Below are 13,065 nucleotides of genomic sequence, written 5' to 3' on the forward strand. Positions count from 1 at the left end.
ATGGTCCGGCGTTTTTTGCATGAAAAGGATAGCCATGAAGATCGAAGCTGCACCATTTTTCTCCACCGGCGGCTTGCCGTCGCTGGGCGTGCTGGGCGACTATGCACGCGACTCGTGGCAGCGCATCGTGCTGTACGCGGACGTGATGCGCCGGCGCGGCAACCAGTACCAGGAGCACATGGCCGAGGAAGTGCCGAACGTGCTGGACTTCCCCGCCGAACTGGTGATGTCCGGCCTGGAGCTGGCGCGCCCCGTCAACTACGGCCTGGCGCGCATATTGACGCCCGATGCACCGGAACCCGATCCGTCGAAGCGGCCCTTCGTCGTCGTCGATCCGCGCGCGGGACACGGTCCCGGCATCGGCGGCTTCAAGGCCGAGAGCGAGATCGGCGTGGCCCTGCGCGCCGGCCACCCGTGCTACTTCATCGGCTTCCTGCCCGATCCCGTGCCGGGACAGACGGTGGAAGACGTGATGCACGCCGAGGCGGCCTTCCTGGAAAAAGTCATCGCCCTGCACCCGCTCAGCGAGGGCAAGCCCGTCGTCATCGGCAATTGCCAGGCTGGCTGGCAAATCCTCATGACGGCGGCCATGCGCCCGGAATTGTTCGGCCCCATCATCGTGGCCGGCGCACCCGTGTCGTACTGGGCCGGCTGGCATGGCCGCAATCCGATGCGCTACGCGGGCGGTCTGATGGGCGGCAGCTGGGCCACGGCGCTGGCGGGCGACCTGGGCAACGGCCGCTTCGACGGCGCCAGCCTGGTGCAGAATTTCGAGAAGCTCAACCCGGCCAACACCCTGTGGAGCAAACAGTACAACCTGTATGCGAACATCGACACGGAAGCGCCCCGTTACCTGGAATTTGAAAAATACTGGGGCGGCCACGTCTTCCTGAACGACGTCGAGATGCAGTACATCGTCGACAATCTGTTCATCGGCAACCGTCTGGCCACGGCGGAGTTGATCACGTCCGATGGCGTGCGCCTGGACTTGCGCAATATCCGTTCGCCCATCGTCGTCTTTTGCTCGAACGGCGACAACATCACGCCGCCGCCGCAGGCGCTGGGCTGGATCACGGACCTGTACCGCGATGACAAGGATGTGCTGATGCACGACCAGACCATCGTGTATGCCGTGCATGACAGCATCGGCCACCTGGGTATTTTCGTCTCGGCCAAGGTGGGCCACAAGGAACACCAGAAATTCGCCAGCAATATCGACCTGATCAACCTGCTGCCGGCGGGTATCTACGAGGCGCGGATCGTCGACAAGACGCCCGACACGCCGAACGCGGACCTGGCCAGCGGCGACTATGTGCTGCAGGTCGAGCACCGCGGCATCGAGGATGTGCGCGCCATCGTGCAGCCAAGCGTGGAAAACGACCGCAAGTTCGCCGCCGCTGCGCGCGTGTCCGAAGTGAATCTGGCCTTGTACCGCACGTTTGCGCAGCCGTGGGTACGCGCCATGGTCACGCCGCAGTCGGCGCGCTTCCTGCAGCTCGCGCATCCGCTGCGCGTGTCGTACGAACGCTGGACGGACCACAATCCGCTGGCCAGGCTGGTGGCCAAGGAGGCGGAAAAAGTACGTGCCCACCGCCAACCGGTGGCGCCCGACAATCCGCTGCTGGCCATGCAGGAAGCCATTTCCGGCGCCATCACGGCTGGCTTGAACGGCTGGCGCGACTGGCGCGACACAGTGCAGGAAACCACCTTCGACCTGGTGTACGGCTCGCCCCTGGTGCAGGCGCTGACGGGGCAAGCCATCGGCGACACTACGCCGCCACGTCCCCATCCCGGCATCTCGCCCGAGCATTGCGAATACGTGCGCTGCGAAACGCGCAAGATGGACGAGGACATGCAGCGGGGCGGCCTGGTGGAAGCGGCCGTGCGCGCGCTGTTCTACATCTACCGCTTCCGCATGATCGCTGACGAGCGCAGGGTCAACCTGGCCCTGAAATTGATCAAGCCGCAGTACCGGCAGGATGTCAATATGGAGGAATTCCGCGGCATCGTGCGCCAGCAGGCGCGTTTGATGCTGCATGATTTCGATGCCGCCATCGCCGCCTTGCCGGTCCTGCTGTCGCGCGCCAGCCCGGACGACATCGGCGCGCTGTCCGAATGGCTGCAGCAAGTGCTGCAAGTGCCCGAAGCGCCGACGCCGGACGAGGAAGCGAGCCTGCAGCAGATGCTGGACGTCTTCGAGCGCGCGATCAAGACGCAAGCGAAGGCGTTGCCGTCGGATGCGCGCTCATCCCCTGCCGGGCCAAAAGCCAAGCCGGCCAAACACATTACCCCTGTATAGAAGACCACGATGACTACTCCCCAAGACGATGACTTGAATATCGTACGTAACCGCACCTTCGACCAGATCGCCATCGGCGACAGCGCCAGCATCACGCGCACCCTGAGCATGGACGATATCGCCCTGTTCGCGGTGATGTCGGGCGATGACAACCCGCAGCACCTTGATGCCGAATTTGCCGCCGCCAGCCGCTACCAGGGCGTGATCGCCCACGGCATGTGGGGCGCGGCCCTCATTTCCGCCGTGCTGGGCACGCGCCTGCCCGGCGCCGGCACCGTCTACACGGGCCAGACCCTGCGCTTTTTGCAGCCCGTGCGCGTGGGCGATACGCTGGCCATCAGCGTCACCGTCACGGCCCTCGATCCGCGCAGCCGCCACGTGACCCTGGCGTGCCGCTGCGTCAACCAGCATGGCGCCGTGGTGCTCGACGGCGAGGCGCAGGTGATCGCGCCCGCCGAGCAGATCGAACGCCAGCGCGCCACCCTGCCCGAGGTACGCCTGCATAACGGCGACGGCACGCGGCGCCTGCTGGAACACGCGCGCACCCTGGGCCCCATCAAGGTGGCCGTGATCCATCCATGCGATGAACTGAGCCTGTCGGGCGCGCTCGACGCGCATGCGGCCGGCCTGATCACGCCCGTGCTGGTGGCGCCGCGCGCGCGCCTGGAAGCGGTGGCGCTGGAAGCTGGCCTGAGCTTGGCCGGCATCGCCATCGAGGACGTCGAGCATAGCCATGCGGCAGCTGCGCGCGGCGCCGAACTGGCGGGCAAGGGAGAAGTGGAAGCCTTGATGAAGGGCAGCCTGCACACGGATGAACTGATGTCGGCCGTGCTGTCGGCCAGCGCCGGCCTGCGCACCAAGCGCCGCATCAGCCACTGCTTCCTGATGCAGACGCCCGCGTATCCGCGTCCCTTCATCATCACGGACGCGGCCATCAATATCGCGCCCAACCTGGCCATGAAGGCCGACATCGTGCGCAACGCCATCGACCTGGCGCACGTGATCGGCGTGGCCAGGCCGCGCGTGGCCATCCTGGCCGCCGTGGAAACGGTGAACGCGGACATGCCCGCCACGCTCGATGCCGCCGCCCTGTGCAAGATGGCCGACCGCGGGCAGATCACGGGCGCGATCCTCGACGGCCCGCTGGCTTTTGACAACGCCGTCTCGATCGCCGCCGCCACCGTCAAGGGCATCGTCTCCGAGGTGGCGGGCCGCGCCGATATCTTGCTGGTGCCCGACCTGGAAAGCGGCAACATGCTGGCCAAGCAGCTCGAATACATGGGCGACGCGGACAGCGCCGGCATCGTGCTGGGCGCGAAGATCCCCGTCATCCTGACCAGCCGCGCCGACTCGCGCGCCAGCCGCATCGCCTCGTGCGCTATCGCCGTGATGTTGGCCAACCATTACCGGAGCACGCCGCCATGAACGCAGCAGTCCAACATGCCGATGGCACCCTGATCCTGGTGCTCAATTGCGGCTCGTCGAGCATCAAGTTCGCCCTGTTCGAGCAAGCGGGCGGCGTGCTGCCGCAGCAGGCGCAATGGAGCGGCAAGGTCGAAGGCATCGGCCGCGAAAACGCCACTTACCGCGCTGGCGGACTGCCGGCAGTCGCCTTGCAGCTGGACCCGGAGCAGCCCCATCACGCGGCCCTCGAATATATCCGCGCGCAAGTGGTGGCGCAGCTGGACGGGCGTTCCTTGCGCGCCGTGGCGCACCGCGTGGTGCATGGCGGCAGCAAGTATTTCGCCCCCGTGCGCATCGACTTCACCGTGCTGGCGGACCTGAAAAGCTTTGTGCCGCTCGCGCCCCTGCACCAGCCGTTCGCCCTGGAGGCGATCGAGGTGCTGCTCGAATCGCGTCCCGACATCGCCCAGGTGGCGTGCTTCGATACGGCCTTCCACCACACGGTGCCGCAGGTCGAGCAGATGCTGGCCCTGCCGTACGATGCGTGGGAGCGTGGCTTGCGCCGCTATGGCTTCCACGGCCTGTCGTACGAATACCAGTCGCTGGTGCTGGAGCAGCGTTTTGGTACCGTCGCGCGCGGCAAGGTCATCGTGGCCCACCTGGGCAGCGGCGCCAGCCTGTGCGCCATGGAGAATTTGCACAGCGTGGCCACCACCATGGGTTTTTCCGCGCTCGACGGCCTGATGATGGGCACGCGCTGCGGTTCGCTCGATCCGGGCGCCGTCATCTACCTGATGGAGATCGAAAAACTGTCGCTGGAAAAAGTGGCGCATGTGCTGTACCACGAATCGGGTTTGCTGGGCGTGTCGGGCGTATCGGCCGACCCACCCGTGCTGCTGGCGCAGCAGGACCGGCAGGATGCCACGGGCGAGCGTATCCGCGCCGCGCTGGCTTTATATATCCGCCGCATCGTGCGTGAGATCGGCGCCCTGACGGCCGTGCTGGGTGGGCTGGACATGCTGGTGTTTACGGCCGGTATCGGCGAGCACAGCGCGGAGCTGCGCCAGCGCATTTGCGCCGAGCTGGGTTTTATTGGCCCCGTGCTCGATGCGGAGGCGAACGCGCGCAATGCCCGCCGTATTTCCAGCGATGCCAGCCGCATCGTGGTGGGCGTGGAGCCGGCCAATGAGGAGTGGGTGGCGGCGCGCCACGCGGCATTGGCCGTGTGCGCATGAGGTCCTGAACGCCGGCAGCGTGCTCAATGGGAAATTTGCCGAAATGCACATATTTTCCGTTGAGTGCGCTAACGCACTGTGTGGTTTGCCCGTTATCTTTACTATGAAGTCATGCCATTGCGCTACATCAAGAAACAGCGCGATGCCTGGCAAATTTTGAACATTTTGCCCGCCTTTAGTAAGAATAAAATTAAACCATATTGAAAGGTCTCATCATGAACAAATTACTCGCCGCTCTGATCGCCACCCTGTTTGCTACCGCTGCCATCGCGCAAACGTCGCCAGTGACCCCAGCCGTTGCCAGCGCCCAGGCGTCTGCGCAGCATGACATCAACAAGGCTGCCAACAAGGAAGCCAAAGTCGATGCCAAGGCTGACGCGAATGTCGTCAAGGCAGAAATGAAGGCCGACGAAAAGAAAGCCGACGCCCAGCACAAGGCGAACAAAACCAAGGCCAAGGCCCACGATAAAGTGACCGATGCCGATCCGGAAGACAAGATGAAGGCGCAAGCCAAGGCTGACAAGGCTGCCGCCAAGGCCGATGCGAAAGCGGGTAAAACCGCCGTGAAAGCGGATGCCAAGGTCGCCAAGGAAAAAGTGGAAGCGAACGCCGACAAAGCCATCGCCGCCACCAAGACGGAAGAAGTGAAGGCCAAGGCCGACGCTGAAGTCAAGGCCGCCGCCGCCAAGTAATCCACCGTTTGCGGGCCTCGGCCTGCAAACCCCAAAGACAGCTTCGGCTGTCTTTTTTTTTTCGTCCGCCACTTTTCCTTGGCGCCGCTTGCCAGTCTTGATCTGGCGCAAATGCTCCTCTTTTCGCCGTGCCATAGTGATCTGGCAAACAGACGAAGGGAGACATCATGAGCACCGCTAAAACGAAAAAAACACCGGCCACCGGTTCGGCTGAAGGCATGTCCGCCATGTCTTCCATGCAGGCGATGCCGGTCGAGGGCGACATGCAGGCCGATGCTGATGCGGCGGGCGGCGACGCCATGCCGGGGCCGCGCCTCGGTGTGTCGTACGCGGCCCAGGCGGCGCTCATTCAGGGCGCCGCCGCCGCGGATGCCGGCGCTATGCCGGGCGGCGGCATGCAACAGGCGCCGCAAGGCATGGCGGGCACCAGCTGCATGCAGATCGGTGGTGGCGGCATGGGCGGCGATGGTGGCGGTGGCAACGGCGGTGACGGGGGGCAGGGTGGCGGTACGCCGCAGACGCGCACCTGCGCCACGATGGATGTGCATCGCCGCCTGCTGACCGAAGACCCATCCTATGCGAACGTGCGCGCCGATATCGAAAACCTGGCCGGACTATACGAGGGCGACAGCAGCATTGCCGGACGTTCCGGCGTGACGCAGATACCGGTGGTGGTGCACGTGGTGTGGAATACGGCCGCGCAGAATATTTCGGATGCCCAGATCGCCAGCCAGATCGATGTCCTCAATCGCGACTTCCGGCACGTCAACCCGGATGTGAACAGCACGCCGGCGCCATTTTTGCCGCTGACGGCCGATGCGCGCGTCGAGTTTGCGCTGGCCACGACCGATCCGCATGGCGCGGCCACCAGCGGCATCGAGCGGCGCCAGACAACGGTCGCCTCGTTTGGCGCGGACGATGCCGTCAAGTCGCAGGCGACGGGCGGCATGGATGCCTGGCCGGCCGACAGCTACCTGAATATCTGGGTGTGCCAGCTGGGTGGCGGCTTGCTGGGCTACGCTCAGTTCCCCGGCGGCCCGGCGGCCACCGACGGCGTGGTGATCCTGCAATCGGCCTTCGGCACGATCGGCACGGCCGCGCCGCCGTTCCACCTGGGGCGCACGGCCACGCATGAAATCGGCCACTGGCTGAACCTGAACCATATCTGGGGCGACGACGGCACCGGGTGCTCGGGCACGGACAACGTAGCCGATACGCCGAACCAGGGCGGGCCGAACACGGGCCAGCCTTCGTTCCCCCACGTTTCCTGCAGCAACGGGCCGAATGGCGACATGTTCATGAACTACATGGATTATGTCGATGATCCCGCCATGTTCATGTTTACGACGGGCCAGGTGGCGCGCATGCAGGCCTGTCTCGATGGGCCGCGCGCCAGTATCGGCACAGGAGGCACGGGGGCAGGCGCCACGCCGCGCCAGAGTTCTTCTCCCGTCGTGGCCTGGGGGGCGAACCGCCTCGACGTCTTCGTGCTGGGCACGGACCACGCGCTGTACCACAAGGCCTGGAATGGCTCGGCCTGGGCGCCGTCCGTCACCGGCTATGAAGGGCAGGGAGGCATCTGTACCAGTGCGCCGCAGGTGGTGTCGTGGGCGCCGAACCGGCTCGACGTGTTCGTCACGGGCACCGACAGCGGTTTGTTCCACAAATGGTGGAACGGCACGGCCTGGGGACCGTCCCTGACCGGCTATGAAGCCATGGGCGGCTTGTGCGTGGGCGACCCGCGCGCCGTGGCCTGGGGGCCGAACCGCCTCGACGTGTTTGTCGTCGGCACGGACCGGGGCCTGTATCACAAATGGTGGAATGGCGCCGCCTGGGGGCCATCGCTGACCGGTTACGAAGCCATGGGCGGCATCTGTCTGGGCCAGCCGGAAGCCGTGGCGTGGGGGCCGAACCGCCTCGATGTCTTCGTCATCGGCACGGATCGGGCCCTGTACCACAAGTGGTGGAACGGCACGGCCTGGGGACCGTCGCCGACGGGCTATGAGCGCCTGGGCGGCATCTGCACCTCGTCGCCGAAGGCGGTGGCGTGGGGACCGAACCGCCTCGACGTGTTCGTCACGGGTACCGATGGCGCGCTGTACCACAAGTGGTGGGATGGCGCGAAATGGGGGCCTTCCAACGATGGTTTTGAACGACTGGGCGGCATTTGCATGGGCGAGGTGGAAGCCGTGTCGTGGGCGCCGAACCGGCTCGATGTCTTCGTCATCGGCACGGACAGCGCCCTGTACCACAAGGCATGGAACGGCAGCGCCTGGAGTCCGTCGCTGACGGGATTTGAAAACCTGGGCGGTATCTGCACTTCGCGTCCGCGCGCTACGGCCTGGGCGCCGAACCGCCTCGACGTATTCGTCACGGGCACGAATGGCGCCCTGTTCCACAAGGCGTGGAACGGGTCGGCCTGGTCGCCCTCGGTGAGCGGCTATGAAAACCTGGGCGGCGTGGTATCGTGTTTCTGATGACAATTTGTTCAACAGGAGGCGGCATGCACGGCATGACGATGGCTTTGCCCAGCGGTAGCTGGACGCATTCCTTCGAGGAGGATGCAGACGGTGTCGAGGTGTACCGGCCCACGGCCACGTTCGCCTTTCCTCCCAGCCGCAAGGGGCGCAAGGTGCTCGAGTTCGGCGCGCCCGCCGGCGCCATGGCACAAGGGGAGGCGGCCTTGACGTCCATGACGCCCGGCCCCGATGACCGGCCCCGCGCCGGCCCCGTGACCCGGCTGCATCCCCTGGGCATGGGCCGCTATGCCGTGGGTGATGCTAGCGGGGCGCAGGAGGTGATCGACATCGTTGAAGCGACGCCCGAGGTGCTGCGCCTGTCGCGGCGTTAAGGCGTGCCGCGCAGCTTGTACGCGAGCGCCGTGCGGTTGCCCACGCCCAGCTTCTGGTAAATCGCATGCAACTGGTTGCGTACGGTGGCTGGCGACTTGCCCAGTTCCCTGGCGATGCTTTTATACGGCAAGCCTTCGGCCGCCAGCGCCGCCACCAGCCGTTCGGCCGGGGTCAGGCGCTGCATGGAATCCTGCCTGAAACGTTGTTTGTCATCCTTGTTCTCCTGTCCGTGTGCGGCATGCCGGGGGCATGCCTGCAGGGATAACGGGAACGCGGGACGTATCTGTAAAATTATCTGTACGACTATTTTCCCTGCGGCCGCTACGGGCGATGGGCGAAAAAAAAGACAGGCGAACCTGTCTTTTCGTATGGCCGGGTGGCGATCAGCCGATGGCCGCCATGGAGACCGGTTTCAGCTTGGCCGCCAGCGCCTTGCCCTTCTTCGCGCGCTTGCCGAAATGCTCGGCCAGGGCCGTGGCGCCCAGCGACGCATCCTGCGGCTTCGAGGCCCGGCCGATGCCCGAGACCACCACGCCGCGCTGGGTGATCGGCTGCACGGCCAGCAGCTTGTCCTTGGCATCGAGGTCGATCAGCTTGACGCCCGTGCCGCCTTTGGACAGGGTTTTCATTTCATCGAGGCCGAACACCAGCAGGCGCGCGCCTTCCGTCAGGCAGGCCAGGGCGCTGGCCGCCTCGGGAATGACTTTGGGCGCCAGAGGCACGTCGCCGTCGTCCAGGGTGATGAAGGCCTTGCCGCCTTTCAGGCGGCTCGTCATGTCGCCGGCCTTGGCGATGAAGCCGTAGCCGGCGCTCGACGCCAGCAGCAAATTCGTGGCGCCATTGCCCGCAAAGTAATGGAGGATGCGCACGGCGTTGCCGGGCGTGCCGCCGCTCAGGTCACACAGGGTCGTGATCGGCACGCCGTCGCCGCGTGCGTTGGGTAGCGCCGAGACGGGAACCGAGTAAATCTTGCCGTTGTTGCCAAAGCCCAGCAGGGTGTCGACCGTGCGGCACTCGAACGCGCCATGCAGGCTGTCGCCCGCCTTGAACGTGAATTGCGCCGCATCGTGGCCGATGCCGGTGCGCGCGCGCACCCAGCCTTTTTCCGAAATGATGACGGTGACCGGTTCATCGACCACCTTCTGTTCCGCCACGGCTTTCTGTGCTTCCTCGATCAGGGTGCGGCGCGCGTCGCCGAACTGCTTGGCGTCCGCTTCGATCTCGCGGATGACGGCGCGCTTCATCGAGCCCGGGTTGTCGAGCAGGTCTTGCAAGGACTTTTCTTCCTTGCGCAGCTCGGCCAGTTCCTGCTGGATCTTGATCGTTTCCAGGCGCGCCAGTTGGCGCAAGCGGATTTCCAGGATATCGTCAGCCTGACGTTCGGACAGTTTGAACGCCTCGATCAGGGCCGCCTTCGGCTCATCCGAATTGCGGATGATCTGGATCACCTTGTCGATATTGAGCAGGATCGCTTCGCGCCCTTCCAGGATATGGATGCGGTCCTTGACCTTGCCCAGTTTGTAGCCGGTGCGGCGCGTAACGGTCTCGAAGCGGAAGTCGATCCATTCGCGCAGGATGTCGCCCAGCCCTTTCTGGCGCGGACGGCCATCGCCGCCGATCATCACCAAGTTGATCGAGGTCGACGACTCCAGCGAGGTGTGCGCCAGCAGCATCAGCATGAATTCCGTCTGGTCCTGGTTCTTCGACTTCGGCTCCAATACCAGGCGCACGGGCGCGGCGCGGCCCGATTCGTCGCGGATGGTGTCGAGCGAATTGAGGATCAGCGCCTTCAGGGCCACCTGGTCCGGCGACAGCGCCTTCTTGCCCAGCTTGATCTTCGGATTAGTCAGTTCTTCGATTTCTTCCAGCACCTTTTGCGACGAGGTACCGGGCGGCAGTTCCGTCACGACGGCTTGCCACTGGCCGCGCGCCAGCTCTTCGATCTTCCAGCGCGCGCGCACCTTCATGCTGCCACGGCCGCTCGCGTACATGTCTTGGATTTGCGAGGGCGGCGTGATGATCTGGCCGCCGCCGGGGAAGTCCGGGCCAGGAATGATGGCCATCAGCTCGGCGTGCGTCATCTTCGGATCGCGGATCATGGCGACAGCTGCCTTCGCCACTTCCGCCAGGTTGTGCGACGGGATTTCCGTCGCCAAGCCCACGGCGATGCCGGAGGCGCCGTTGAGCAGCACCATCGGCAGGCGCGCCGGCAGCAGCTTCGGTTCTTCCGTCGAGCCGTCGTAGTTGGGCTGGAAGTCCACCGTGCCCATGCCGATTTCATCCATCAGCAGCTTGGCGATCGGCGTCAGGCGCGCTTCCGTGTAACGCATGGCCGCGGCGCCGTCGCCATCGCGCGAGCCGAAGTTGCCCTGGCCATCGATCAGCGGGTAGCGCAGCGAGAAATCCTGCGCCATGCGCACCAGCGCGTCGTACACGGACTGGTCGCCGTGCGGATGCAATTTACCCAGCACGTCGCCGACCACGGCCGCCGATTTGCGCGGCTTCGCGGTGGAGTTCAAGCCCAGCTCATTCATCGCATACAGGATGCGGCGCTGCACGGGTTTCTGGCCGTCGCACACGTCGGGCAGGGCGCGGCCCTTGACGACGGAGATGGCGTAATCGAGATAGGCGCGCTCGGCGAAAGTGGAGAGGGTCAGCGCTTCGCCGTCGAATACCGGTTCATCCGGCTCGATCGGCTCAGGCTGGGCATCGTCAAATAAATTGGTTTGTGTGGACATGGCGCTTGTTTCGGTGTGAAGTGGTTGCGGTTGAATTCGTGGGGCAGATTATGACAGCCCGGGTTTGGCTGACGACAGCCGGTAAGTCTGATACATATAGCGCAGGGTGAGATACAGCACGGCCAGGGCTACTTCGACGCTGTGATGCATGATGGGGCGCGCCCCCATCGCCGGGGCCAGGTTGGCCAGCACGAAAGTGGCGATGGACGGCACCAGCACCACCGGCCAGATCGTCTTCCATTTGAAATCGCTGGGGGAAAACAGCAAGCCGGCACACGACCAGACATACAGCGCGGCGCCGACGAAGGCGGCCGGCAGCAGTTGCAAGTACAGTTGCAGCAGCAAGCCCGCGCAGCCGATCAGCCATGCCGCGCGCAGGCGGGGCAAGAGCGCCTCTGGCCAGCCGCAATCGCCATATAGGCCGGTGGCGCTACGCAGGGCCAGCGCCGCCAGGCAAAACATCAATGGCATGGCATCGCCGATGGCCAGCGCCGCCGGACCTTTGCCGCTCATGAACATGGCCGCGAATAGCGACAGGCCCAGGCACAGGAACAGCAGCATGCCATGCAGCAGTTGGCGGTTCATCGCATACGCGAGCAGGGCCGACGCGCACAGGCCGGCCGCAGTAACGAGGCGCATGGTCTCGCTGCGTTCGGGCAGGAACAGCATTAGCGCCAGCAGCAGATAGGGCACGATCCAGCCCAGTTGCCGCAAGCCGGGCCGCTGCCACAGCACGGGCAGACGTTCCTGCAGCGTTTCCAGGCGCGCGAACAGGGGCGCCGGCCAGCGCAAGGCATGCATGGCCAGCAGGGAAAAGGCGAGCGCCTGGAAGCCCAGCAGGCTGGCATAGGCAGCCGTGTCGCCGAGCTTGAAGCCGGCCGCATCGAGCACACCCGCGAGCATGAAGTGCAGCACGAAACCCAGGCCGCCCGAGGCCAGCGCCGTCTGTTTGAAGTAGCGTTTGGCATGGACGGCGTGTTCCCACTGCTCGAACAGGTCTGTATCGAGCTTGCAGGCCAGCATCTCGCTGTGCTGCCAGCGTATCGCGTGCAGCAGTTCGCGCAGCTGCAGCGTGAATTTTTGGTCGAACAGCTGGCGCGCGTAGGCGCTTGGCGGCTGCTGCGACATGATGCAGTCCAGGCCGGGGTAGCTGTCGCGGTTGTCGCTGAAATGGGCGAACGAGCGGTCTGCCCGGTAGCGCTGCACGGCGCCGCGCACCAGGTCCGCATGGCTGCGCGCCAGGTAGGAAAAGTCGCGGTCCCAGCCCAGCTGCTCGAACAGGGCCTGGCGCAGCGCCAGGTCATAGCCGGCGCTGGCGCAATAGCGCAGCGCGCACAGGTCGAATTCCTCGCGCACGTCGAGGTTCAGCATGGCGTCGTCCTGCAGCATGCCGGCCAGCACGTCGCCGGCATCCGCATGCCGCGTCAGCTCCAGGCAGCCTTGCCACAGATTAGCCGCTTCCTGCGCCGGGTCGATGGCGACCATGCCCCATTGTTCCGGGGGAGGGGGCTGTTCCTGGGCGATGATGCCCCACAGTTCCGCAGGCGCTTCCTGCACCGCCTCGTCGATGACGCCCCACAGGTCTGCCGGTTCCATGGGCGGCGCTTCTGGCGCTTCCGCTGCTGCCGCTTCGGCCGCTTGCGGTTCCGGAAATTCCTCGGCAAACAGGTGCGCATGGCGCAGCGCGTATTCATACGCCTCGCGCAGCTCCTGGAAGGCGGCCGGATCGTCTTCGGGACGCGTCACCTTCAGGCGCTTCGCATACGCGCGCTTGAGGGCGCGCTCGTCGCCCGTCGGCTCCGTGTCCAGGATATCCCACAGGCTGCGCTGCCCGTTGTGCATGCC

Annotated in this window: 9 protein-coding genes; 6 read left to right on the forward strand and 3 right to left on the reverse strand. The window is 65.2% G+C overall.

What is annotated here, in order from left to right; all coding sequences use genetic code 11:
* The first annotated feature begins 34 nt into the window (after nucleotides 1–34).
* From OX459_RS01405 to OX459_RS01430, 6 genes are all read left to right on the forward strand, one after another.
* A complete protein-coding gene (locus tag OX459_RS01405; protein ID WP_289903458.1) occupies nucleotides 35–2,299 on the forward strand; it encodes a DUF3141 domain-containing protein in 2,265 nt (754 codons plus the stop codon).
* A gap of 9 nt (nucleotides 2,300–2,308) precedes the next feature.
* On the forward strand, nucleotides 2,309–3,724 hold the full coding sequence (locus OX459_RS01410; RefSeq protein ID WP_289903459.1) for a bifunctional enoyl-CoA hydratase/phosphate acetyltransferase: 1,416 nt from the start codon (nucleotides 2,309–2,311) through the stop codon (nucleotides 3,722–3,724).
* Complete coding sequence (locus tag OX459_RS01415; protein WP_289903460.1) at nucleotides 3,721–4,938, forward strand: acetate/propionate family kinase; 1,218 nt, start codon at nucleotides 3,721–3,723, stop codon at nucleotides 4,936–4,938. The genes OX459_RS01410 and OX459_RS01415 overlap by 4 nt, the downstream gene beginning before the upstream one ends.
* Nucleotides 4,939–5,153: 215 nt before the next feature.
* Nucleotides 5,154–5,630 carry a hypothetical protein gene (locus tag OX459_RS01420; RefSeq protein ID WP_289903462.1) on the forward strand — a complete coding sequence of 159 codons (477 nt, stop codon included), beginning with the start codon at nucleotides 5,154–5,156 and terminating at the stop codon, nucleotides 5,628–5,630.
* 167 nt (nucleotides 5,631–5,797) lie between these two features.
* Nucleotides 5,798–8,107 (forward strand): M43 family zinc metalloprotease, encoded by a 2,310-nt coding sequence (locus OX459_RS01425; protein WP_289903463.1) that lies wholly within the window; start codon nucleotides 5,798–5,800, stop codon nucleotides 8,105–8,107.
* Nucleotides 8,108–8,142: 35 nt separating this feature from the next.
* Nucleotides 8,143–8,481 carry a hypothetical protein gene (locus tag OX459_RS01430; RefSeq protein ID WP_289903465.1) on the forward strand — a complete coding sequence of 113 codons (339 nt, stop codon included), beginning with the start codon at nucleotides 8,143–8,145 and terminating at the stop codon, nucleotides 8,479–8,481.
* Here the strand turns inward: OX459_RS01430 and OX459_RS01435 are convergent.
* The 3 genes from OX459_RS01435 to OX459_RS01445 all read right to left on the reverse strand — a co-directional run bounded on the left by OX459_RS01435 (nucleotide 8,478) and on the right by OX459_RS01445 (nucleotide 13,062).
* A complete protein-coding gene (locus OX459_RS01435) occupies nucleotides 8,478–8,666 on the reverse strand; it encodes a LuxR C-terminal-related transcriptional regulator (RefSeq protein WP_289903467.1) in 189 nt (62 codons plus the stop codon). The two genes, OX459_RS01430 and OX459_RS01435, sit on opposite strands and share 4 nt — an antisense overlap.
* 199 nt (nucleotides 8,667–8,865) lie before the next feature.
* Nucleotides 8,866–11,220: a DNA topoisomerase IV subunit A gene (parC, locus tag OX459_RS01440; protein ID WP_289903468.1), complete on the reverse strand. Its 2,355-nt coding sequence runs from the start codon at nucleotides 11,218–11,220 to the stop codon at nucleotides 8,866–8,868.
* A gap of 48 nt (nucleotides 11,221–11,268) precedes the next feature.
* Nucleotides 11,269–13,062, reverse strand: coding sequence for a J domain-containing protein (locus tag OX459_RS01445; protein WP_289903469.1), 1,794 nt, complete (start codon nucleotides 13,060–13,062; stop codon nucleotides 11,269–11,271).
* Nucleotides 13,063–13,065: the final 3 nt, after the last annotated feature.

Source organism: Janthinobacterium sp. SUN026, from assembly GCF_030397625.1.
Lineage (GTDB): Bacteria > Pseudomonadota > Gammaproteobacteria > Burkholderiales > Burkholderiaceae_D > Janthinobacterium > Janthinobacterium kumbetense.

Coding starts and splice junctions, on each gene's coding strand:
- OX459_RS01425 (WP_289903463.1), top strand. CDS start 5,798: ATGAGCACCGCTAAAACGAAAAAAACACCGGCCACCGGTTCGGCTGAA.
- OX459_RS01410 (WP_289903459.1), top strand. CDS start 2,309: ATGACTACTCCCCAAGACGATGACTTGAATATCGTACGTAACCGCACC.
- OX459_RS01445 (WP_289903469.1), bottom strand. CDS start 13,062: ATGCACAACGGGCAGCGCAGCCTGTGGGATATCCTGGACACGGAGCCG.
- OX459_RS01420 (WP_289903462.1), top strand. CDS start 5,154: ATGAACAAATTACTCGCCGCTCTGATCGCCACCCTGTTTGCTACCGCT.
- OX459_RS01435 (WP_289903467.1), bottom strand. CDS start 8,666: ATGCAGCGCCTGACCCCGGCCGAACGGCTGGTGGCGGCGCTGGCGGCC.
- parC (WP_289903468.1), bottom strand. CDS start 11,220: ATGTCCACACAAACCAATTTATTTGACGATGCCCAGCCTGAGCCGATC.
- OX459_RS01405 (WP_289903458.1), top strand. CDS start 35: ATGAAGATCGAAGCTGCACCATTTTTCTCCACCGGCGGCTTGCCGTCG.
- OX459_RS01415 (WP_289903460.1), top strand. CDS start 3,721: ATGAACGCAGCAGTCCAACATGCCGATGGCACCCTGATCCTGGTGCTC.
- OX459_RS01430 (WP_289903465.1), top strand. CDS start 8,143: ATGACGATGGCTTTGCCCAGCGGTAGCTGGACGCATTCCTTCGAGGAG.